This window comes from Gordonia otitidis NBRC 100426, from assembly GCF_000248075.1.
Classification (GTDB): Bacteria; Actinomycetota; Actinomycetes; order Mycobacteriales; family Mycobacteriaceae; genus Gordonia; species Gordonia otitidis.
Map to the genome: position 1 here is coordinate 1 of NZ_BAFB01000207.1, position 20,415 is coordinate 20,415.

Here is a 20,415-nt window from a genome sequence, read left to right on the forward strand (position 1 = left end):
TCGCCACCGAAGTCGGCGTGCATGCGTCGCATGTTAGCCGGGTTGAGGCGGGTCGTCTTCCACTGGCGGCGCGTGCTTTGCACGACTACGCGCTGGCGTTGGAGTGTGCTCCAGAGGCGTTGTGTGTGCCCTTCGATCGGAGTCCGGCGGAGGGATCGCATTCGAGGGCGAATGCAAGTGTTGCTGAGTGGAAACGGGACCGAGTATGGGCCCGCGCCAATCTCGTCGCGATGCGCGTCGGGCGTCTCGCGGCCCATGCCGATATTGAGCCAATGCTTGCGCTGCCTCAGCTCGATGTGTCCGATTACGCGCCCGAGTTCGGTGAGATCACCGCCGCGCAGGTTGTGCGGCGCTTGTGGCGTGTATCTGGTCCGATCCATTCGATGACCGGATTGCTGGAAGCTGCCGGAGTCTTCGTGGTGAGCGAGGACTTCCGTGATCGGGATGTGGATGCGATTACGCTCCGCGCCAACCACTTTCACCCGCACGTGATGTACGTCAACGCGACCTTGCCTCCTGACCGTCTGAGAATGGTGATGGCTCATGAACTGGGGCATCTCGTGATGGATGCGAGGGCGTTGGAGAGTCCCGCAGAGCTCGAACGCCGGGCATCGTCGTTCGCTGCGGAGTTGCTTGCGCCGATCGATAGCATTGCGTTCGATCTCGAACGGGTGTCTGTGCGCACACCCCACGAGTTGGATGAGCTTCGTGTCACGTGGGGTGTTAGCGAGTCGTCCCTAGTGCTGCGGGCGCGTGACCGCGGCATCCTCTCTGATTATCAGTGCCGTTCGCTGCTTCGCTTACTTAACGAAACCGGTCGTGTTGAGGGTCGACGGCTCGGCGTTGCTCACGAACCGCCGCGGTTTGTCGGCAGTCTGTTGCAGCAACTGTCCGCAGCCGACTACACCGAAGCTGAACTCGACGAGATCACGCTTCTCACAGAGGAGCAGCGGGTCCGGCTGTTTGGCATCGACGACGCTGCGATGAGGCCTCGCCACCTGAGCATGGTGTAGCCATCGCCCGACACGGACCGACGAGGACGAAGGTCCGTTACGGTCAGCGAAACCGTTGAGTACTCCACGAGTTCGTGTACTCACCGCGCAATCGCTCAATCAGAATGGCGATGGGCCGCGGTCTTCGGGCGGAATGCTGCGTAACCGTCACTGCATCATCAGCTCCGCGACACCGCGATCCCGTTGGACGCCAGGCGTACGTAGTACTAACCACGCTGCCGGTGAGAAATCTTCGTTGTCGGCGAGGATTGCATCGAGAGCGGGAGCGGGCAGATCTTCGCCCGGCTGAGCGTAGAGCAACTCGACTTCACTGGCCCAGTCGGGCATGTCGCCGGATTCGTAGCGGGTGAGTGGGGGAGGTCCCGGAGGTCCTGCGTTTCCGCCTGGGCCTCCGACTCCGGCTGGGCCTGCGTTTCCGCCTGGGCCTCCGACTCCGGCTGGGCCTGCGTTTCCGCCTGGGCCTCCGACTCCGGCTGGGCCTGCGTTTCCGCCTGGGCCGCCTGGTCCGGTGGGGCCTGGCGGTGGTGAGAAGTGCGGATTGTGTGGACACAGGAGACACTCCCATGGAAATGCCACGTCAGCGATATCAGCGGGGCACGGCTTGTCGAGAGTAAGCATGGTGTAAATATCGAGAACCATACTTATGGCCAATGGTGACCACCCGCCAGGATTAGCGACGCGATGCCCTGTCCAGAATCCTATATTCGAAGCGAGCTTCCGGATTGAGTAACATTGGCACCCCTGAAATAGATCCGTATTTCGTCCATGCGTAGTCGGGAACGGATCGGTGGCAGTGTTATACAATATAAGTGCCGGAATCGTTAGTCGAGGCCTCTTCCGTGTCCAGTTATAGAGTTGGAGGTTGTCGTTGCTGTTCCACTCATCGTAGGTCTTGGGATCCGGAAAGAACCTCTTGGCTTGGATAGCGAAGTCGAACCACCTATTGGACTGTATCTCAACAGCAATCTGGAGATCCGCTTTACTCGGCCCGCTTCTAGCAGTTCCGGTTCCTTCCAGGTACTTGCTGTGCAGCAAGACTGACGCCTTGCTGCTTTGCTGCGCAAGCCGCCGCGCTAGTGCAACCACGGCATTGAATGTAGTCGTCTCTTCGGGCGGGGCCAATACCTCTCGCACTCCTATTCTCCCGTTTCTTACGTACATTTCTCGAGCATATTTCGCTGTTGCCTCGGCTTGAGCTCGGGCGTATCCGGATACGACGGTGAGATCATGTCTCTGCAATTCTCTTCTCCTAAATCACTGAGTAGTCTAGTCTCGACAACTTATTACTCTAGCTGGCGAGTAAGACAGGCGACTCGAAACGTCGACAATTCCATTGGCTGTGAAGTAACACCGCTGACTGATCCGTTCCGGAGATTCACTGCCTAGATCGTGATCGCCGCGCCACGTCATGAAAGAAGTCTTGTGCCAAGATCAACGTTCCACGATGACTGGGCCGGTGCTCGGCAGATGGCGACCACCATGCGTGTCATCATCGTCCCGACCAGAGCCGCCCTAGTCGAGTCCGTTGAGGATCTGTTCGGTGCGTTCGAGCAGTTCGGCGGTGCGGCGGTCGATGTCGGCGAATGTGTCGTCGATTCCGTCGAATACTTCCATCGCCCGTTTCCGTGCCTGGACACCGTCGTTGTGGTGATCGGGTAGTGCCGGGACGATGACCGGTTCGGGTTCGTCAGATGATTCCGGAGCGGTCCGGTCGAGGACGCGTTGTACCCAGTCGTCGCGGCGGGTGATCCCGCGGCCTCGGCCGTGCAGGTGGGTGTTGACGACTGCGAGGACCGCCGATGTGGACAGCCCTTCGTCGTTGTGTCCTGGCAGCGCTTGCTGGTTGCCCCACTGGTCGAGCGCGGGTATCAGAGCGTAGTCGGGTCGCGCCGGCGGTGGTGGCGGCTGCGGGGATGGCGGCTGGCTGATGTCCACCGGTTTCGCGTTCGTCAGTGGCCGCACCAGTGGTGCGGTGCCCGGGCGGGTCGCCATGATGTTGCGGATCCGCATCCATCGTTTCCACACCGGCAGCAGGCCGAACGGGTCGTCGACGTCGACGGGGATCTCCACGTGGTGGACTCCCCCGATTCGGATGGTGGTGACGGTGGGCATGGTGATGTCGCTGCAGCGTAGTTCTGCGAGGCTGCTGCTGGGGAGGCCAGCGACGGCGACAAGCCACAAGATCAGGGCATCGCGTCGGCCGAATAGTCCTGCAGGCCAACCGGTGACTGGTAGTTCGCGGATGCGTTGCCGGGCGAGGTCGCTGTGGCGGCGGCGGGTGGACAGGAGCCGGCGCACCGCGGTGGATGTTCCAGGTGTCGGAAGGTGTGCGGCGCGGTGCACGGCGTTGATGGCTGATGCGCGTCGACGCCGCACCACCCGCGATGCGTGCGGGTTCTCGTGGGCGAGGAACTGTGCGACGGTCACTGGTGATGCTGGCAGGCTGGGTACGTCGAAGGCGGCGCACCAGTCGGCGAACAGTGTCCATTCGCTGCGGTAGGTGGCGGGCACGTCGATGGTCATTGCGTCGCCTCGCCTTTCGGTGTCGATGCTGGTTGTTCGGCTGCTGCGCATGGTGTCTTTGTCTAGTGCTGGACAGTGTAGGTGCACTGTTCGTTGACGCCTGCACGCTGCACGGGCGGTGCGCTGAAACTGCGCTCGTATGCTGCTTCTCCCAACGTGATTCCACGCTACTGATGGAATGCCGCACCCTTGTTTGGCTGCTGGATAGCGTTGTTGCACAGCCACTTACGAGAGGGAGAGCAACATGGGAATGCTTCACGAGATGCGTCGCCTGTCTGATCGGATCGGCGAGGCCCAAACCGATCTGCGTAGTGCGCGTGCTGCGGTGGAGGAGTTGAAGACGTCGCCAACGTTTGCGCAGTTGCCCGCTGACGGCCAGATGCTTCTCACGATAGTGGCCAACAAGTTGGATTCGGTGCATTCCACGCTGGCTGAAACTGATGAGTCGATCACCGGCTGACCCGGCGAAAGGGTGTAGCGCCGAGCCTCCGGGGATGAGGCTCGGCGCTACTTCTGTCAACGGTCCTGGTTGATTCGGACAGGCCGCGATTCCTCATCCCCCTCACCCGACAGAGAGCGACGGCCTTAGCTCGTGACCAGTCTCACGCGAGTGTGCCGCACCTCGAAAACTGCTTCTCGACAATGGAATGCATGAACGAGAAACTTCTGACACGCATCGGCAACCTTCTCCGACAGGCCGAAGGCACCGACAATGAGCACGAAGCGGCCTCCTTCACTGAGGCCGCACAACGCCTGGCAACCTCGAACTCGATCGACCTCGAGCTCGCCCGAGCGCGTGCCTCCGACCGCGACAAGCCGCGCGTTCCGATCACCCGAATGATTGAGATCGGCGAAAAGGGCAAAAAGGGGCTGCGCAACTATGTTCGGTTGTTCATCGCCATCGCCCACTCCAACGACGTCATCGTCGACGTCGCGAGAACGTCCACATTCGTCATCGCACACGGCTTCGCCGATGACATAGACGTCGTCGAAGCCCTGTACGTGTCTTTAGTCGTCCAGATGGTCACCGCTTCGGATGCGTATCTGTCTCGCGGGGAATGGCGGTCTCACCAGGTGACCCGCGTGAAAACAGTCGAAGACTTTTGGACCGGGCGCCGAAGCCAGGTGGCCGTCACCAAACCGATGACCAAGCTGGTGGCGCGCATGCAGTTCCAGGCGGAGTTCACCGAATGTATCGGCGACCGGCTTGCAGCTGCCCGTCGGGACGCGCTCGACGACGCTATCCGCGCCGACGACAGCGAGGTGGGTTCATCCACGTCGACGGCGCTGGTGATGCGCGACAAAGAGGTGGCGGTCCAGGACTTCTACAAGCAGGCGTCCTCAGCGCGCGGGACGTGGCGGGGTGGCAGGGAGACTGCGCATAGTGCGCACGCCCGCTCAGCGGGCCGTACGGCAGCCCAGCAGGCGTCGCTGGGTGCTGACACCGCGCACACACTTGGCGGCGCGTCGCGGGCGTTGAGTCGATGACCGCCGTCACCCGAGGTCGCGATAGTCAGCGAGGGCTGGTGTATTCGGCGGAAGATTTGCTTCGCAGCGCGCTCGATGCGCGGTCGTCGATCGGGGTTATCGAGATAGCGGGTACGCGCGTGACACTGCCACCGGAGGCGCGGTTTGCGTCGATCGAGTCGATGCAACGCTACGTCGACGCAGTGCTGTCTCGTCCCTCTGTGCGTGAACGGTTCGGTTGCGTCGCCCCGGTGCGGGTACGTGCACGTCGCGGCACCAACGCAGCCCACTATGAACCGAACAACAACACGATCGCGGTGCCGGTCGGAGACGACAGCACCCCCTTCCGTCGGGAGAGTGTCGTCGTCCATGAGCTGGCACATCATCTGACGGAGTATGGTCCGCACACCGCGTCGCACGGCCCCGAGTTCGTGTGTGTGCTGTTGTGGTTGATCGGCGACGTGATGGGTGCGGAAGCCGCGTTCGTGTTGCGGACCTTCATGTTTCAGCATGGGGTCCGTGTCGGCTGACCGGCCTCCTGGCGGTGAAACACTGCCCCTATCGTGGCTGGGTGGCTTGCAGATCCGCAGCCACCCAGCCACGTCGGAGGTGTCCGTTGGCACGTGCAGTATCCCGCTACTACCCGAGTCGCGACGAGATTGGACAGCATCACCAGATGCAGGGAGTGTCGAACAGGTTTGACCGGCAACTGAACGCGCACTGGCTGGACGTGACGTGTTCTTGTGATGTGGTGATGTCGGTGCCTGCCGATGGTGGCGACGTCGACGTTGTCCAGGCACACGCACGACACATTCACGCAGTGTGGCTGGCGGCCAACACCATCGACAATCCGACAGACCTTGAGGTGTTGCCGGACAGCACCATCATTGATGATTCGGGGGCTGTCGGTGTGCGGATGGGTGGCCTCTGGTACTTCGTTGGGGTGGCCGAACCGTTCGAGCCGAACCTGCCGGTCACATTGGTGCGGTGGGGTGATGGCTCGTTCGACAGCGACGACTACTAACCCGAAACAGTTGCCGTCGTCGGTGTGGCTGGGCTGCCAGGACTCGAACCTGAAACTGCGGAACCAAGATCCGCCGTGTTGCCGATTACACTACAGCCCACTCTTGTTCGATGACGGTCAGTACATGTCGCGGCTACGGGCCGCAACCGTTCGCTGCATGAAGGCGCGCAGCCGATCAACCTCCACCAAGTTATTGAGGCCTTCACGGTCGGAGTGCGTACGAACTTCCCCCCACACCGGGTATCCGAGCACCTCGACCAACGGTGCAAGTTCCTGGTCGACGGCCCGAATCTCCGGGAAGCTGCGACTCCCGGGCGGCCACATCATGACCGACTCGGTGCCATCACATGTCGACCTGACCACGAACTGCTGCATGTCGGGCAGTAATCGGTCGATCGCGTCGACAAGCAGCACCAGCCCGAGAACTCTCGCCCTCTCGTGCGCCTGCTGCTGCCGTACCACCTGCACATCGAACTCTGCTCGCACGGCGTCGATCTGCGTCGGCACCGGACTGGCCGGTGGTTGAAGGTCCTCGCCGAGCTCGCAGTCGTCGATACTCCAATCCTCCGTCGACGCCATCGCGGTGAAGTACCTTTCGCGCGCTTCCTCGTCGGAGTCGGGCGGCTCCGGCATGAGCGTATCGTCCATGGCCACAGCATCCCCCCACCACTCGCGGGCATAGTTGGCTGCCGCTGTCATGGCGTCCTCACGCGAGAAGTGGGCGCTGAGATTCGCGCCGTGTCGGTGGTGAATGGTCAGCACGTACAGCGGCGACACAGCGACAAGATTGGTTGCGGTGATCGTCATTTCGTTGCACCTGCGTCCGCATCGAGTTGGGCGTCGGTGTGTTCGCGGGAACGCTGCACGAATGCGGCGGCGTCATCGACGCCGAGAGTCTCCCGCACTTCGGCAATAATCTCCTGCTCCCATGGTTGGAGTGCGCGGCTGCGGGGGTCGTCGTCGACGCCGAGGTACCACCGCTCGTGACTCCACCAGATCCGCTGAGAACCGGCTTTGGGGTTCGAGAGCGACTCCCGAGCCGCTTTGAGGGTGGTGAAGTGGTCGATCGCATAGCTGTCATGAATGGGCCGCACAATCCAGGCCCGGGCGCTCATCTTGGCGATCACCCATGTTCCGGGGTTGTCGGTGTAGTGAGCTGTCACCGACCGCCGGAAGCCGTCGCGGATGCTTTCACGAACTGGTGAAGTGGTGTTCGTCATGCGGGCATCCCTTCGTCCTTGCGCCACTGCCGGTTCTCGGCGGCACGGAAGTTGGTGTTGGGCTTGATTCGGCAGCAGGTGCAGCGTCGGCCACCGGGACCTTCACCTGCATGGGCGCCGCGGTTGCGTGCGTTGCGCATCATCGGAGTGCCTTTCTCGCTGAATGTGGTTGCGAGAGCAGTTAAGCAAGGCCCATGGGGTGTGTGCGGCACTCGAGAACTATGCGGGGAGCACGCGCGCGGGATGGCTGCGGGCGTGGACAGCCGGGCGGGCCGCTACGTGTGCGTGCGGGTGGCAGCTACGGCGCGAGCCATGCGCAGTGCCACCAGTGCGATCTGGTGCGCGTCGCCGTGCTCGAGGTTGGTGGCGCCGTCTGCTTGGAGTATGTCGGCGATTCGACGTGCCGCCGAGTCGCACGGATCGGCGTCTTGCGCACTCGCGGTGTTGTCGGTGATCCAGCCTGTCGTTCCGCTGGTCTGGTAGACGACATGGGCGTCGCAACGTCCGACGGTGTGGAGGTGGCAGGCGTGTGCGGCGGCGTCGACGTCGTCGACGAACGGCACGCCACACTGATTTCGTGTCTGCACAACGGTTTCGCCGCCCACACCGGTGAACTGGACAGCCCACCGGGTGTGGGCTGCGGGGTGGCGGCGCAGCGCCGCGGTCACGAGGCTTCTCCGAGCAGACGTAGGGCCGCGGCGATGCGGGCGTTCGGATCGCCGTCGCCTGCGAGAGCTTCCCGCACCTCGGCTATTCGCTGTTCAGCCTGCATTCGCAGGGTGTGCGGGCTGGGTTTGTCCGCGGTGCGTACGTGAGTGATGTACGTGCGTTCTGCGGTGATGACTTCGAACTCGACGTAGTTGGGTGGGTTGTGTTCGTCCAGCAGCTCGCCCATCGCCGCGACGGTCGCCAGTAGCGCCGCGTGTGATCGGGGACCGCCGGCCGCGACATTCAGCACGGCTTCGCCGTGTTCGGTGCCCATGCCGACGATCGCGAGGTCAGATGTCGGATCCGGCTCTGCGGTGAGCGTGTCCATGATTTCTCGGGCTGCCCGCTTCCGCCACCACGCGATGCCTGGCGTGTTCATCCACGTGTTGCACAGATCGGCGACGTCGGACACGGTGACCTCTGCAAGCGTCGGCCCGTCCGATAGTGTGCGGGCGCGGTATCGTGCGCCCAGTCCGTCAGTTGCTGTGTGGGTCACGGCTTGTCCCTACTTCCGTCCCGGGGCCTCGACGCCGCCACGTTCGCAGCCGGTGAAGTGGAACCGGCTGGCAGTGGCGTGCCCTTGTGGAAGTAGGCATGTCCCGCAACTGTAGGAGGCGTCGTGCCATGTGTTTTCGCATGGCTTTCCGCACAGATCGGGATCATCGTCGAGGTAGGCGGCGTCAAGTGTTTCGGGATCGAACTGCAGACGACAGTCGGTGCAGACGAGAGCATTGACTACCCCGTCGTAGGTCGTCTCTTCTCCGCACGCGCCGCATGTGGGGTTCGATGGCTTCGCTTTCGGGAGATCCCGTGATAGCGGTGACACCTGGCCTGGTGTTCGCGCTGCGGCGACACGTTGTTGATTGCCCGTATGGGGTGCTGCATGTGCACTAGTCATCCGACGATCGCCTCTCGCACTACACAATCCGGTACGAGCCCTATTATGGCGGGCCAGTTTTCGGCACGCGTCTGTCAGTGTCCGAGCGCCGTCACCTCCCGGACAGGTGGCGGGCTGCCGCTACCTCACAGGCCGATGTCGGTGACCGCGTTGTTGTCGAACGCGTCGTGTTCGCGGGCGTACCCCAGGAGCGCCTGGATCGACTTGTGGTTCGTTTGCCGTTGAATGGCACGGTGATTGGTGCCTTTCAGGATCGCTTCGGTGACGAAACCGGCGCGCAAACTGTGTGCGCCGACCGTGGCCGTGTCGACATCGATGCTGCTGGCGGCGACACGGCGGTGCACGATGCTGTTGACGACGTCGTCAGAGATCGGTCTGTCGTCGATGTTTGCTGAACGCATGATGCGCCGAAACAGCGGCAAGTCCAGGTGCTGCCACGACGGTTGTCGTTCACACACATGCCACCGTTGTTTTTTGTCCGATGACAGGAGGCGGATCAGGCCGTACCGTCCCCGCTCGTCGAACGTGGACACGCACTCCATCCACCGCACGACAGCACAAGGCCCGCAGGTGGTGAGGTTGCTGCCGGTCGGCAGAGCTTTGATGTTGCCCTGACCGAACTGGTCGGTCTTTGACCGTGCGACTTTGACGGTCCATCGGCCGTGCGAGCGGGTGACGTCGCGCACGCGTAGCGCTGCGATCTCCTCGCGGCGCATTGCTCCCACCCAGCCGAGTAGCAGCACTGCGGCGTCGCGCCGTGCGTACAGTCGCAGTCGCCAGGTGTCGGCGGCGGCATCTGCCTCGGTCAGCAGCGTCGTCAACTCGCCGAGCAGGATCGGCCGCTTCTGCTTGGGCGCCGACTTCCCCTGCCGTGCTGCGCGATGACGAATCGACTGCAGCATGTCGTCGACCTGTGGGTGTTTCCAGAGGGGTATCGGCGTCGTGTCGTCGGCGGTCGCCTTCGGCACGGCGAGCGCCCGGCGGTGAACGAACTTGATAGCGGCTAGTGCTTGGTTGATCGACGATACTGACCACCCGACACGTGACGGCTGTCGTTCGGGTGAGGCGGTTGTCTCGAGGAAGTGCAGGTACTCGCACACCACGTCCGGGTCGGCGGGCAGAGGCTGGTAGCCGGAAGCCAGGCAGTAGCCTTCGAACTTTCGCCACTGGCGTTCGTAGGCGCGTCGGGTTCCTGGTGAGACGACGTCGGCGAGGGCTTCCCCGATCCGTTCGCGGCTTTCGTCGCTGATGGTGCGGTATGTGCCATCGGCTAACCCCACCCCCCTGGTGTCTACGTCGCCGTGGTGAACGATCGCCGGTGTTTCGTCACGTGACCATTCGTGGTGGGTGCTCACACTTGCCTCTCCCCCGGCATCTCAGCCGGTCGGTCTAGTTCCAGGAGCGCGGCGGAGATCATTCCGCACTGCGGCGCGCCTCGAGTGGCAAGGGTGAACCCTGCCGAGAAGTGCGCGGTGATCCAATGCCCGGACGGCACCTCAGCGGCCAGCACCGCGGAAGCGAAGACCCTGGCCGCCTCGTCGATGTCGTGGGCGTTGCCGGCGATCCAGTCCCAGCCATCATCGGTAGCCATCAACGTGCAGATAGGCACATCCGGACAGGTCGCGGAGTCGGGATCGAAGTGAGGTAACGGAGTGCGCAGCGGGTACGCAGACTCAACGGTTAGGGACACGTCGGGCACTGCCCCTCCTTTCTGCACACCACCAGGCGAAACAGGCGCTACTGACATTCAAATATGGAGTCTACCAGCGGTTTTCCAATCTGACCAGCATGTTTCCACGTTTTCCCAGGATGCGTCTATGGTTGTGCTGAGAACGATAATTCCCACAAATCAGCGCTGCTCCTATCTTTGCGAGTGTGCTCAACGCTTCGTTGCCAGCCAGATCGGCCCGCTGAAGGAGCTGTGGATGAGACCGGCTTGCCGCATTCGTTCGGCGTTGTCGCTGGTAGCGACGCCGACGACCCGGCGCACACAGCTGAGTCGGCTTCCCACCGACAGTTCCGCCACCCCACGTCCAGACCTGGTGACTAAGTCTTCTGCTGCGCGGCCAGTCGGATTCGAGCTCCCGAGGACGCCCGCTGGCGACCTCGCAACCAGCTAAGGGCTCACACGGCGCTGCACACCGGGGGCTCCACAGCTAGGCCCAGGACGATCGAGGCCGTCGGCGTCGATTAGTGCGGCGAGGCGACTCCGAGACGTCCGGCCGACCCAAAACAGCCCTGAACTGCACAAACACTGAATCGGCCTCAGATGCCCTGTGCGCGACTTTCCGCCGTATCGGCACCCTTGGGTGCTGATACGGCTCCCAACTCCCCCACAGGGCGATGAGCGCCCCGGAATGTCGTTTCGCGCGCAGACGGGCAAGACCAAACTTCCTGGTCGCGCCGCACTAGCGCGGAAGCGGTCGGCGCCGGCGCGACGCTCGTTGGGCGTTACGGGCCCGTCCCGGGAACCAGCCGCCCAGCCACAGAGGCGCCCGGGGTACGCGATCACAGCGCATCAGCCAGCTCGCTCTCTACACCTTGCCGGGCGGCGTCAGGTGGTTGAAAGCCGGATGTTGGATGTTGTTCCTCGGCGGTGTGTGCGGCGGCCACGCCGACGAAAGCAACGCTGAGAGACGAGCGTCGTCGTCCTCGTAGCGGGGCACGCAGCCGAAGTGATAACCCAGCACGACATTTCGACGTGACCGACGTTCGTTCGAGCGGCCGGTATCCAGGCGCCATGACGGGCGGTCATCACCCAGATCGTCACGAGGTCTCACCCGCTCCATCCCTCGAGGACTAGGTCGGAGGCCGCGCCGGGGGACAGCATCTGCCGATCGTGATCCAGGGCCTAGCGTTACCCAACCCAACTCCGTGCGGGATCACCACCACGAACCCACAGCGCGCTGACACAACATCTGGACTATAACCGGTCAACAAAGCATCGCACCCATTGACGGGTACATTGCCTCCGCGATCCGCGCCGATCCCGCCAGCGTCGTCCGACCCACGAAGGTGCGCCATTCTCGGTGACACCTACTCGAGGCGATACCCAGATCTGCACGCGTTCTCGTTCGTCGGTGAGTACCTCATCCCCGCAGTTCGCGCCGTTTTGTTGCGCGCACTGTTGCGTGCAGTATGTCACCGACTGTTTCGTATCCCATGTCATGCTGTATGACTCGCATTAGGTGTGACGCTGCGTTTCGCCACAGTCCCCGCTTTGTTTCCCCACACACGTAGTGCTCAGTACCTGTGCATGCTCAACTACGTACGTCGCGATCGATGTCCACACTCAGGGGCGTTCACACTGAGCACTCCCTCGGTCGAAACATGGCGTGCACCACGGTCAGTCCTGTTTTCGCGAGTGTGGACCACCGCGCGTCGCGCACCACATGGCAGCGTGAGAGTGCACATGTGGTCCCACCCCTGACAGCCTGTATTGCACAGCCCATCGTGTTACCCAGTACATGTCACCGGGCACCGCACCTAGCTACGCACAGTCAATTACTGGGTACTTCGGCTGTTACCTGCCTTGTGGCGGACTATGGGTCTCTCTATATCTGCACACACATAGCAGTACTTGCCCTGCTACACCTGGCTCACGACACGAACCCACACACGCCGTGACGCATGGCGCTCACCACCCTGGCGCATATAGCTCAGCCCCAGCGTCGACTTGTTACTCACTGTGGTGTGTCGTACACACCGGCCCATAAGCCGCGCTGCTAATCTCGCCACACACGTACCCACACAGCGCATCACATACCGTGTCGCGCCGACTGAATTAGCACTCACCACGATGGAGGACGCAGTGCTTCACACACTTCCACCCGCACTCACGCGCGTATGCACAGTCGCCAACGGCAAGGGTGGCGCCGGCAAGACCTCAACCGCGTGCAACCTCGCCGGACTATCGGCCGCAGCGGGCTGGCGCGTACTGTTCATCGACTTGGACCCGCAGGGCAACGCAGGCCGCGACTTCGGGTACCGCCGCGCCAACACGAACGAGGGGGACCAGGGCCGAGAGATCTTCGACGCCCTAATCTCTCCGCGACCCCTGGCTCCGCCGTTGGTCAACTACCGTCCCAACCTCGACATCCTTCCCGGTGGAGCAGCTCTTGAGGAACTCGAGGACGTGCTGATCGGCCGCGCCCGCCGACGCGGGAACGAGGCGCCGCTAGTTGAGGCACTCGAACCGGTCGCCTCCAACTACGACCTGGTGGTCATCGACACCCCACCCACGCGGCCGTACTTACTGAATGTGGCGCTCGCCGCGACACGCTGGATCGTTATCCCCACCAAGTCCGACGATGCCAGCATCGACGGCTTGGAAACCCTTGCGGCGCAGATTATTAAAGCCCGCGACACGAATCCCGATGTCGAGGTTCTCGGCGCCGTTCTGTTCGGTGTTGAGTCGTCTGCTACCGCGATCCGCAGAGAAGCGGCCGAGGACATCGCTGCTGCCCTCGGCGACGCCGCACCACTCTTCGAATCGGTGATCCGGCACAGCACGAAGGCAGCCCGCCAGGTCCGCCGCAAAGGCCTGTTAGTGCATGAGCTCGCCGAGGAAGCCAAGAACGCTGAGCCCTACTGGAAGGCATTGAAAGAAGGGCGCCAGCCGAACTCGGTCGCTGGAACGGCTCCCTCGTTGGCAGAGGACTACTTTCTGCTAGTCCACGAAATCTTGGGCCGCATCGACGAGAAGGAGCAGGAAGAAATTCAGGAGGTTACCGCCTGATGGCTAGTGAACGTACACCCGTCGCCGGTCTAACCAAGACACTGCCGGGCCCGCCACCGCGCCGCACAGCGCCGCCAGCACAAACCTCGGCCGCGGCGGCGCAGCCGGAGCGGACAGCTCCCTCAACACCCGCGCCGACGTCCGCGAGCCGCCCGTCCACCGGTCGGCGGGGGAGGCGCGTAGACAATCGCACCACTGACGTCATAGCCGATGAAGCGCAGGTCCCGGTCAATCTGTCGCTTCCGACGAAGCTGTGCACGCTCACCCGAGAGCGCAGCAAAGCTGACGACCACACCATCGCCACGACACTGATGGACGCGATCGTCGCGACCCACGACCGGCTTCCGGAGCTCGTCCAACGTCTCAAGCGCAAGGAGAGCAAGGACATCCTCTTCGTCCGGATTGAGCCGGCCACGAAGGAGGAGCGCTCCCAGCTGCCGTTCCGGATGCTGGGGGTCAATCTCAAGACCATCGACCGGTTGGTCGCGAAGTTCGACGCCGACGATCGATCACAGCTGTGCTGTGCAGCGCTCAGCGACTATCTAGCGTACGAAGCTGACGAGGACACCGACTGACCTGGTCTTTCGGCTGCCCAAAGTGCGCATAACCCTGACAGTGCGGGTTGTGCGCACTTTGTGTTGTGTGCCTACTGCGCTCACCGTCCGCATCACGCGCAATAACCGCATAGTGAAGGCCTGATGAAACACGCCATCTAAGCTCTCGCCGAATAGCAGGTCTGCGACGAGCAGACGACTCAGGCAGGGGAGTGTGACTATGGCGCGCGCCAAACCCAAGAACTATGCGCTCGAGCCCGCGTTCCTCGACGAGCTCCAGGCAGCCCGACGCCACTACATCGAGCAGGAGCCGCGCGTCTGGGACGCCCTGAACGGCAACCTCTCCGAAGGCGTGTTCATCCAGATGGCTGCTCGGCTGGGGATCGAGATGATGCGGCAGTCACCCGAAGCCCTCAAGTCGATGTGGGAACACCTGCCGTCCACCGCACGCGGCTACGACGGCACCTAGCTTTCTCCGCGGGGAACTGACGGGGTGCGGCACCTCGCGACGAGATGATGACGCACCCGTGTGTCGGCAATCTTCTTGGGCGACAGCCTTTTCAACACTGAGCACCACGCGCTCTGGACGTCTGATGCAACACACCGTGAAGTCGTAATCGGTGAGCACCAAAAGCCTATGTCCTATGCTCTGTGGCACATACATCGAAGCCACAACATTACGAAGAGGGACACTCCCGATGAGCGACCGTCCGATGACGGTGCGCCTTCCTTTGACGTCGCGAAATGCGCTCGTCGAAGTGAGTTCGCGTACCTGCAGATCCCAGTCGATGCTGCTGAATGAGTGCATCGCAGACCTGGCCCACGCATTCATCCTGGATGAGCACGTCTTCGACCCGTATATGCACACCAGGGACTGCACGAGCAGGGTCTCGCTCATCACCTCAGCTGCCTCGGCGACGACACTGCAACACCTCAGCCAGCTGTCCGCACGCAAGCCCGGCGTCATCGCACGAGTGGGCTGGTTGCGCTGGCTCAACCTGCACGGAGTGGACGAAATCGCCCGCTGGTATGGGGCGGTTCGTCCCGGTGTCGACGTGGAGCGCTCAGCATGAGTAGCAATCCACCGACTCTCACACTGGCCGCCGCCTCGATGCTGCTGCGCGCACGCACCAGCGGACAGCATCAGCTCGATCGCTCTCACACCATGCTGATACCGGATCTCCAATACAGTCACGTCGGACCCAACCCCCGCCGAGTCACCCCGGACGACGCGTTCGCGGAGCTCCTACGGCTGGGACTGGTGAGCGGCACCATGGACCGCTGGGTGGTGATCACACCATGAGCTCAGCGCCTCGTCGCCCACGCCGTGCCGGACTTTTCACCCGCATGTCCAAGAGCTTCACCGACGACATGCTTGCTTCGGGTGTCACGATCGAAGCGGCCGGACTCTACACAATGATCTCGACCGACAGAGCCGTCAACGCCCTCGGGTACGTCTACCGCAAGCACGAGTGGGAAGAGTTCCCCGGCGCCAACAGCGACACCATCGACCGACTACTCAACCTTCTCGAAAAGCACGGCCACATCGTCGCCGCCGGATACCACATCGTCATACGAGGCTACGTCCGGCGCAACGCATTCGAGTTCCCGTCCTACCTGCGTTCAGGCCTCTACGATCTGCAACGCGCCGTGACCCACCCACTACTGCGATGTGTCATAGGCAGCGAGTTCCTGCGCTTAGACACCCGCGGCTGGGACGACAAGAAGACCAGCAACGTATGGCTCGCCGCCAACGCCATCTGGCAAGAAATCACCGACGGCGCCACCCTTCCGCCAGCACATCATCTGCGCGGCGAGGACTCCATCAGCGCGACGATGCTCGACTCACTGGCCACGATGCCAGAGGCAGAGCGCGTATACGCCGAGCTAGACGCGCGGCAGTGGTCGGTCATCGCCGAGCACCTACGCCAGCCGTTGCAGGCGGCCTTCCAGCACCACCATCACTCGAACACGGTCACGCAACTCGCGCGAAGGACGGCCACATGAGCACCCTCACCGAACGCGCCTTTGTGCCGAGATGGGATCGCCTCGATATGCCACAGTGTGTGCCATATCGGTCATTTTGGACATTCGGAGACCTGGTTCAACACACACATGGCACACACTGTGCCACCCCTCGAACGGCAACTTCCGAGACAGTGGCACACCGTGTGACACACCGTGTGCCACTCGCATCGGTGCAGCTAGATCGACGTTTGGCACACTGTGTGCCACTCCCCGCCCCCTGCGTGCGCGCGCGGGCGTGGCCTACACAACTAGACCCACTACTTACGTTGGGTAGCAATGTCCCCTTGGGAAGGGGGGTGTGGGGGGAAACATCGCGCAGACGCCCGAACAAGCGACACGCACGGTGTCACCGGGTTCGGCGCTTCGCGCCCAAACCCCGGTTTGGGCTGCCCGCCCAAACCCAGCAACATTTCACAGACTCACCTGACCGTGAAAAAGCCCCCAGCGCCCCACTAGGGCAGAACTCGGCACCAACCCCGCCAGGACCTGTTTTGGAGCCTCACACGGGCGCTGAGACGCCAAAGCGGCCCATCAGCCGACTAGGACGGGAGCCCTCGTGAACGCGATCGTGCGACTCAACTCCGGAAACGACGACCCCGACGACGAACTTCTGAGAAAACTCCTGGACCGGCGTCCCGACCTGATTGATCGTGTCGCCGACCGGATCGCTGACCGCGTCGCCGAACAAGTGATCGCGAAACTCACCGCCCCCGACGACCGTCAACTGACCCTCGTCGACACCCCTGACCTCGAGCTCGCACCCGACATCGACGACCGCACCCTCAAGTTCATCGAGCAAGTGCAGCGCGATCGCCCCGCGCTAATCAGCGGGGACGCAACGGTGTGGGGCACTCGGGTTGTGGCCGCAGCCGGCGATGCCTCGGCGGCCAGCGCCGCGTTCTCTTGGGCACTGAGCCCCGCATGCCCCACATCGTTCTGGCGTGACTATGCGAGCCCGATGCCTCCGCCACGCGACAACCGCGGCACCAGGTCCGGGCCAATCCACCAGCTGATGACCGAATGGAAAGCATCCACCCGGCAATCGGACGCGGCTCACCGCATTGACGAAGTCGTGTCCGCAGTCCAGGCGGCTCTGCGGAAAGTGCGAGGACGCGACACCGACCAACGGGCCGTCCCCGCACGTCGGAGCGCGCACGACGTACTCAAGCAGCGTGAGTGGAACTCCGCACGAGTCATCGAAGTCATCACCTGGGGCCTGCACAGTCGGCCGCACTGGCGCAACACGCTCGCCGGCGTACCTGCCCCACGCACGTTCGACAAAATCCACGGCGACTGGGCCGCCGCCGGAGGCGACCTTTCGCACCTCGACTCGGACACGCACAGGAACATCGAGCACATCGTGGCCGGGTGGCGGGTCTACTACGCGCAGCGGATCAACGCGCCAGCTGTGCAGTGCAGCTTCGTATCCCGCCGCAACATCGCGGACTGTCTACTCGGTTCAGATGGGGCCGGTGAGATCGCAGTCCCCACCCTCGAAAACGTTGTCCGCTGGTTGTGTGAACCGACGAACGACCAAGCACGATACGTCCTCAACGGAAGCAACGAGTTCCCAGCGATCGCCGCGGTTCGCCGCGTGATCATCAGCATGACAGCACCCCAGCAGCGCCGTCCCAACCAGCGTGTCGCCGACACGAATCACACAGCGTCCGGCGCAATCCAGTCCGCCGACGTCTCGGAGGTGTAACCGACATGAACATCACAGTCGCTTCCTGTAGCGGTTGCGGTGGCGAGGTTCGCCGCCTCGGGGCTCCGCAACGAGCCGTCCTCTGCCCGGAATGCTGCCGGCGGCAGGTCGACGTCGACGACTATGCGCTCATCGATGACAACGCCCGCGCCATGCTCGGCAACAGGCTCGCCGCGTTCGACACTGCGGGAGGATATGGGCTGCAACCGTTCAAACCCTCACCATCGCCAGCCCGATGGGAGCAGATCTCCGAACAGTGCGTCCGCCAACATGTTCAGCACCTCAATACCGTGGCTCCCGGCCGGACTGGCGTGTTGTTCATCGGACCGACCGGGATCGGCAAAACGCGTGCCGCGCTGTCAATTGCGCGGCGGATCGCCGAAACACGTCCGCAGGGGGTGTGGGTCCTTTCCGAGACCGAGTTACTGAATCCGTCTATCCCGCCATGGGAATTGACCGGCCACATTCAGCGGGCCATCGGCGGTCGGCATACCCTGATCGTCGATGACATCGGCACCGCGGCCAGACCTGTCGATCAGGTGATGGCGGCGTGGAAGTCGGTCGTCGATGCACTCTTCGCAGCGTCCACCCCAATCCTGTTCGTGGGCACCACTAACCGCACCACATGGGATGGCCTCACCGACTGGATGGGTGCGCAAGCAACCTCCCGATTGATGTCGTTTACATCGTTAGCCACTACAGGGTGGACAGATCATCGCTCGGGACTCGAGCACACTGCATGGCGGTCGCTTCTGACAAGGCCACGCACCCGGAGTCAAGCAGGCGGTCCGTCGTGAAACTCGCACTGCACACTGGACCCATTGATGCCCACGGAGGAGACCCAGCATGGCTGACCCTTGGTCGATGACGGACGCTGACCTCGCGCAACGTCGACAGCCGAACACGGCTGCGCCGCAACCGCAGACGCATACCGATCATTTCGATGACGATGACACCATCGCCCTACCCGAAGGCGCCCTGCCCGATTGGATGCCGCAGTCGCCGCCCACCGGGTACAACCTGCCGACTACACCCCAGCAGCAGAGGCCCGCACCTTCCGGGCAGCCGCCTGAGTCGGTTGCCCCGCGCGCCGAGCGCGAGCCCCTACAGCCGTATCCCCACACGCCCGCGCCGGATGATGCCGCCACTCGCGCCCCCGCATCACATCGACCGCAGCAACCGCAGCAGGATGACCCGCCACGGCCACCGCAGGTGGAGGCTCCGGTGCCTCAACCGTCGCCTCCGGTGCCTGACAGTCGGCCGGTGCCGCCACCCACTGAACCGCCGTCCGCTGAGCCACAGCCTCCCCACGCCACAGTTGGGCCGCAGGCTCCGTACGGTCCCTCATCGCCGCGTCCGGCGGCACCGGTGACACCTCCGCTGCTGCCGCCGCCGGCGCAGCAGCTGGTGGTCACGCTGCCGAACATGGCACCGCCAGCGAAACCCGGTGCAGACACAGCTGAACCGAGGAAGCCGCAGCCGGCCAATCGTTATCGGGTACGCGAGGACTCGAACATGGTCAAAAGCCCTGACAAGGGGGTGGGAGGTTGGTGGCGCCGTACAAGCCGCAACATGGGCCGCCAGCCAGCGCTGCCGACCCAAGAGTTGCTTCGCCGCGTCAAGACGCCACTCGGCTCACCGAAAGTGATCGTGTTCGTCAACCAGGACGGCGGCTGCGCGAAAACCACGACGTGCTGTGCGGTGGGACAGGAGTTGGCAACCCACCGCCGCGACCGCATCATCGCCGTCGACGGTGCCAGTGCTGTCGGTGGCCTTACCCAGCGGTTGCCTGTCGATAACCAGTCGACGATCCGCACCCTGTTGAACAATCTGCCGACCGTCCGTAAGTGGACTGATGCGCGGCAGCACACGTCGATGGGTCGGACCGGGCTCGAGCTGCTGGCGTCGGGCAACTCCATCGCCGATGATGAACTGCTCACGGCAGATGACTATCGCCAGGTCATCGACGTCCTCACCGCTCACGACACCTACAACCTGATCTTGGTCGACTGCGAAGCCGGAGTGACAAGCGCGCTCATGGATGAAGTGTTCATGTCAGCCGATCTCGTGGTGATTCCAGCCGCCGGACAGGACGGCGTTGCTGGCGCGATCGGCGTCGCCAACCGACTGGCTTACCTGATGGACAAGTATCCGCAGTATGCCGATCATTTCGACGCGCTGTTGACCAACGCGATTCTGGTGCTGACCCGGCTGAACGCCCGAAGCACGATCAAAGAGAACGCGGTTAGCACCATGTTCCGAGAGAACATCGGCATCACCAAGATTCACCGCATCCCGTTCGACGGACTGCTGATTGACGGTATGCCCGTGGATATTTCGGGTATCGACAAACGTACCGAGGGTAGCTATCTGAACCTGGCCGCAGAGATCATCACCTCACTGGCGCAGGTGTCACATGGCTAACCAAGATCCCCTCGAAGCGTGGTCGCGGTATGGCGCCAACATCATCGGCGGGGCAGCAGTCCTGGCCCTGATTTTCGTGATTGTCGCGATCATCATTCACGCGTTGTGGCCGC

The 20,415-nt window shown here is 62.9% G+C and carries 24 protein-coding genes, 1 tRNA gene and 1 pseudogene; 15 read left to right on the plus strand and 11 right to left on the minus strand.

The genetic code is table 11. The features are described 5' to 3' along the window. The coding region (locus GOOTI_RS20375) for an ImmA/IrrE family metallo-endopeptidase (protein WP_039994466.1) at nucleotides 1–1,013 on the plus strand (1,013 nt) is incomplete at its 5' end. Nucleotides 1,014–1,160: 147 nt separating this feature from the next. Here GOOTI_RS20375 and GOOTI_RS20380 read toward each other — a convergent pair. The 3 genes and pseudogenes from GOOTI_RS20380 to GOOTI_RS20385 all read right to left on the minus strand — a co-directional run bounded on the left by GOOTI_RS20380 (nucleotide 1,161) and on the right by GOOTI_RS20385 (nucleotide 3,536). Next, on the minus strand, nucleotides 1,161–1,340 hold the full coding sequence (locus tag GOOTI_RS20380) for a hypothetical protein (protein ID WP_007240500.1): 180 nt from the start codon (nucleotides 1,338–1,340) through the stop codon (nucleotides 1,161–1,163). A 216-nt stretch (nucleotides 1,341–1,556) separates the two neighbouring features. Beyond that, nucleotides 1,557–2,174: pseudogene (locus GOOTI_RS27385) on the minus strand (DUF6615 family protein); the annotation flags it as partial. Between the two features lie 351 nt (nucleotides 2,175–2,525). Then, nucleotides 2,526–3,536, minus strand: coding sequence for a hypothetical protein (locus GOOTI_RS20385; RefSeq protein ID WP_007240502.1), 1,011 nt, complete (start codon nucleotides 3,534–3,536; stop codon nucleotides 2,526–2,528). A 244-nt stretch (nucleotides 3,537–3,780) separates the two neighbouring features. Between GOOTI_RS20385 and GOOTI_RS20390 the strand changes: the two genes are divergently transcribed. The 4 genes from GOOTI_RS20390 to GOOTI_RS20405 all read left to right on the plus strand — a co-directional run bounded on the left by GOOTI_RS20390 (nucleotide 3,781) and on the right by GOOTI_RS20405 (nucleotide 6,027). Continuing rightward, nucleotides 3,781–3,996, plus strand: coding sequence for a hypothetical protein (locus tag GOOTI_RS20390; protein ID WP_007240503.1), 216 nt, complete (start codon nucleotides 3,781–3,783; stop codon nucleotides 3,994–3,996). A gap of 191 nt (nucleotides 3,997–4,187) precedes the next feature. Next, complete coding sequence (locus GOOTI_RS20395; RefSeq protein ID WP_007240504.1) at nucleotides 4,188–5,024, plus strand: DUF2786 domain-containing protein; 837 nt, start codon at nucleotides 4,188–4,190, stop codon at nucleotides 5,022–5,024. Then, complete coding sequence (locus tag GOOTI_RS20400; RefSeq protein WP_007240505.1) at nucleotides 5,021–5,533, plus strand: TIGR04338 family metallohydrolase; 513 nt, start codon at nucleotides 5,021–5,023, stop codon at nucleotides 5,531–5,533. Before GOOTI_RS20395 ends, GOOTI_RS20400 begins: the two co-directional genes overlap by 4 nt. Nucleotides 5,534–5,763: 230 nt before the next feature. Beyond that, complete coding sequence (locus tag GOOTI_RS20405) at nucleotides 5,764–6,027, plus strand: hypothetical protein (RefSeq protein ID WP_138985332.1); 264 nt, start codon at nucleotides 5,764–5,766, stop codon at nucleotides 6,025–6,027. 25 nt (nucleotides 6,028–6,052) lie between these two features. Here GOOTI_RS20405 and GOOTI_RS20410 read toward each other — a convergent pair. From GOOTI_RS20410 to GOOTI_RS20430, 6 genes are all read right to left on the minus strand, one after another. Then, nucleotides 6,053–6,127 (minus strand) — tRNA-Gln (locus GOOTI_RS20410). A gap of 17 nt (nucleotides 6,128–6,144) precedes the next feature. Next, a complete protein-coding gene (locus GOOTI_RS20415; RefSeq protein WP_007240507.1) occupies nucleotides 6,145–6,834 on the minus strand; it encodes a hypothetical protein in 690 nt (229 codons plus the stop codon). Next, nucleotides 6,831–7,247 carry a hypothetical protein gene (locus tag GOOTI_RS20420; RefSeq protein ID WP_007240508.1) on the minus strand — a complete coding sequence of 139 codons (417 nt, stop codon included), beginning with the start codon at nucleotides 7,245–7,247 and terminating at the stop codon, nucleotides 6,831–6,833. Before GOOTI_RS20420 ends, GOOTI_RS20415 begins: the two co-directional genes overlap by 4 nt. Further along, on the minus strand, nucleotides 7,244–7,390 hold the full coding sequence (locus GOOTI_RS26260) for a hypothetical protein (protein ID WP_169315839.1): 147 nt from the start codon (nucleotides 7,388–7,390) through the stop codon (nucleotides 7,244–7,246). The genes GOOTI_RS20420 and GOOTI_RS26260 overlap by 4 nt, the downstream gene beginning before the upstream one ends. A 132-nt stretch (nucleotides 7,391–7,522) precedes the next feature. Further along, the gene (locus GOOTI_RS20425) at nucleotides 7,523–7,915 is read right to left on the minus strand and encodes a hypothetical protein (protein ID WP_007240509.1); all 393 of its coding nucleotides are present in this window, start codon (nucleotides 7,913–7,915) and stop codon (nucleotides 7,523–7,525) included. After that, entirely contained in the window at nucleotides 7,912–8,451 is a 540-nt protein-coding gene (locus GOOTI_RS20430; protein WP_007240510.1) for a hypothetical protein, read from the minus strand. The genes GOOTI_RS20425 and GOOTI_RS20430 overlap by 4 nt, the downstream gene beginning before the upstream one ends. 123 nt (nucleotides 8,452–8,574) lie before the next feature. Between GOOTI_RS20430 and GOOTI_RS20435 the strand changes: the two genes are divergently transcribed. Then, the gene (locus GOOTI_RS20435; RefSeq protein ID WP_007240511.1) at nucleotides 8,575–8,769 is read left to right on the plus strand and encodes a hypothetical protein; all 195 of its coding nucleotides are present in this window, start codon (nucleotides 8,575–8,577) and stop codon (nucleotides 8,767–8,769) included. 209 nt (nucleotides 8,770–8,978) lie between these two features. Here GOOTI_RS20435 and GOOTI_RS20440 read toward each other — a convergent pair whose 3' ends face one another. Next, nucleotides 8,979–10,208: a site-specific integrase gene (locus GOOTI_RS20440; protein WP_007240512.1), complete on the minus strand. Its 1,230-nt coding sequence runs from the start codon at nucleotides 10,206–10,208 to the stop codon at nucleotides 8,979–8,981. Further along, nucleotides 10,205–10,444 (minus strand): hypothetical protein, encoded by a 240-nt coding sequence (locus tag GOOTI_RS20445; RefSeq protein WP_138985334.1) that lies wholly within the window; start codon nucleotides 10,442–10,444, stop codon nucleotides 10,205–10,207. Before GOOTI_RS20445 ends, GOOTI_RS20440 begins: the two co-directional genes overlap by 4 nt. Before the next feature lie 2,220 nt (nucleotides 10,445–12,664). Here GOOTI_RS20445 and GOOTI_RS20455 point away from each other — a divergent pair. From GOOTI_RS20455 to GOOTI_RS20495, 9 genes are all read left to right on the plus strand, one after another. Next, complete coding sequence (locus tag GOOTI_RS20455; RefSeq protein WP_007240514.1) at nucleotides 12,665–13,591, plus strand: ParA family protein; 927 nt, start codon at nucleotides 12,665–12,667, stop codon at nucleotides 13,589–13,591. Further along, the gene (locus tag GOOTI_RS25840) at nucleotides 13,591–14,166 is read left to right on the plus strand and encodes a hypothetical protein (RefSeq protein ID WP_007240515.1); all 576 of its coding nucleotides are present in this window, start codon (nucleotides 13,591–13,593) and stop codon (nucleotides 14,164–14,166) included. Before GOOTI_RS20455 ends, GOOTI_RS25840 begins: the two co-directional genes overlap by 1 nt. Nucleotides 14,167–14,365: 199 nt before the next feature. Further along, on the plus strand, nucleotides 14,366–14,614 hold the full coding sequence (locus GOOTI_RS20465; protein WP_007240516.1) for a hypothetical protein: 249 nt from the start codon (nucleotides 14,366–14,368) through the stop codon (nucleotides 14,612–14,614). Between the two features lie 229 nt (nucleotides 14,615–14,843). Beyond that, a complete protein-coding gene (locus GOOTI_RS20470) occupies nucleotides 14,844–15,218 on the plus strand; it encodes a hypothetical protein (RefSeq protein WP_039994474.1) in 375 nt (124 codons plus the stop codon). Beyond that, nucleotides 15,215–15,448, plus strand: coding sequence for a hypothetical protein (locus GOOTI_RS20475; RefSeq protein WP_007240519.1), 234 nt, complete (start codon nucleotides 15,215–15,217; stop codon nucleotides 15,446–15,448). The genes GOOTI_RS20470 and GOOTI_RS20475 overlap by 4 nt, the downstream gene beginning before the upstream one ends. Further along, nucleotides 15,445–16,152, plus strand: coding sequence for a hypothetical protein (locus GOOTI_RS20480; RefSeq protein WP_138985335.1), 708 nt, complete (start codon nucleotides 15,445–15,447; stop codon nucleotides 16,150–16,152). The genes GOOTI_RS20475 and GOOTI_RS20480 overlap by 4 nt, the downstream gene beginning before the upstream one ends. A 577-nt stretch (nucleotides 16,153–16,729) precedes the next feature. Continuing rightward, nucleotides 16,730–17,878, plus strand: coding sequence for a hypothetical protein (locus tag GOOTI_RS20485; RefSeq protein WP_007240521.1), 1,149 nt, complete (start codon nucleotides 16,730–16,732; stop codon nucleotides 17,876–17,878). Nucleotides 17,879–17,883: 5 nt separating this feature from the next. Continuing rightward, the gene (locus tag GOOTI_RS20490; protein WP_007240522.1) at nucleotides 17,884–18,675 is read left to right on the plus strand and encodes a P-loop NTPase family protein; all 792 of its coding nucleotides are present in this window, start codon (nucleotides 17,884–17,886) and stop codon (nucleotides 18,673–18,675) included. A gap of 571 nt (nucleotides 18,676–19,246) precedes the next feature. Continuing rightward, nucleotides 19,247–20,302 (plus strand): ParA family protein, encoded by a 1,056-nt coding sequence (locus GOOTI_RS20495; RefSeq protein ID WP_039994475.1) that lies wholly within the window; start codon nucleotides 19,247–19,249, stop codon nucleotides 20,300–20,302. Nucleotides 20,303–20,415: the final 113 nt, after the last annotated feature.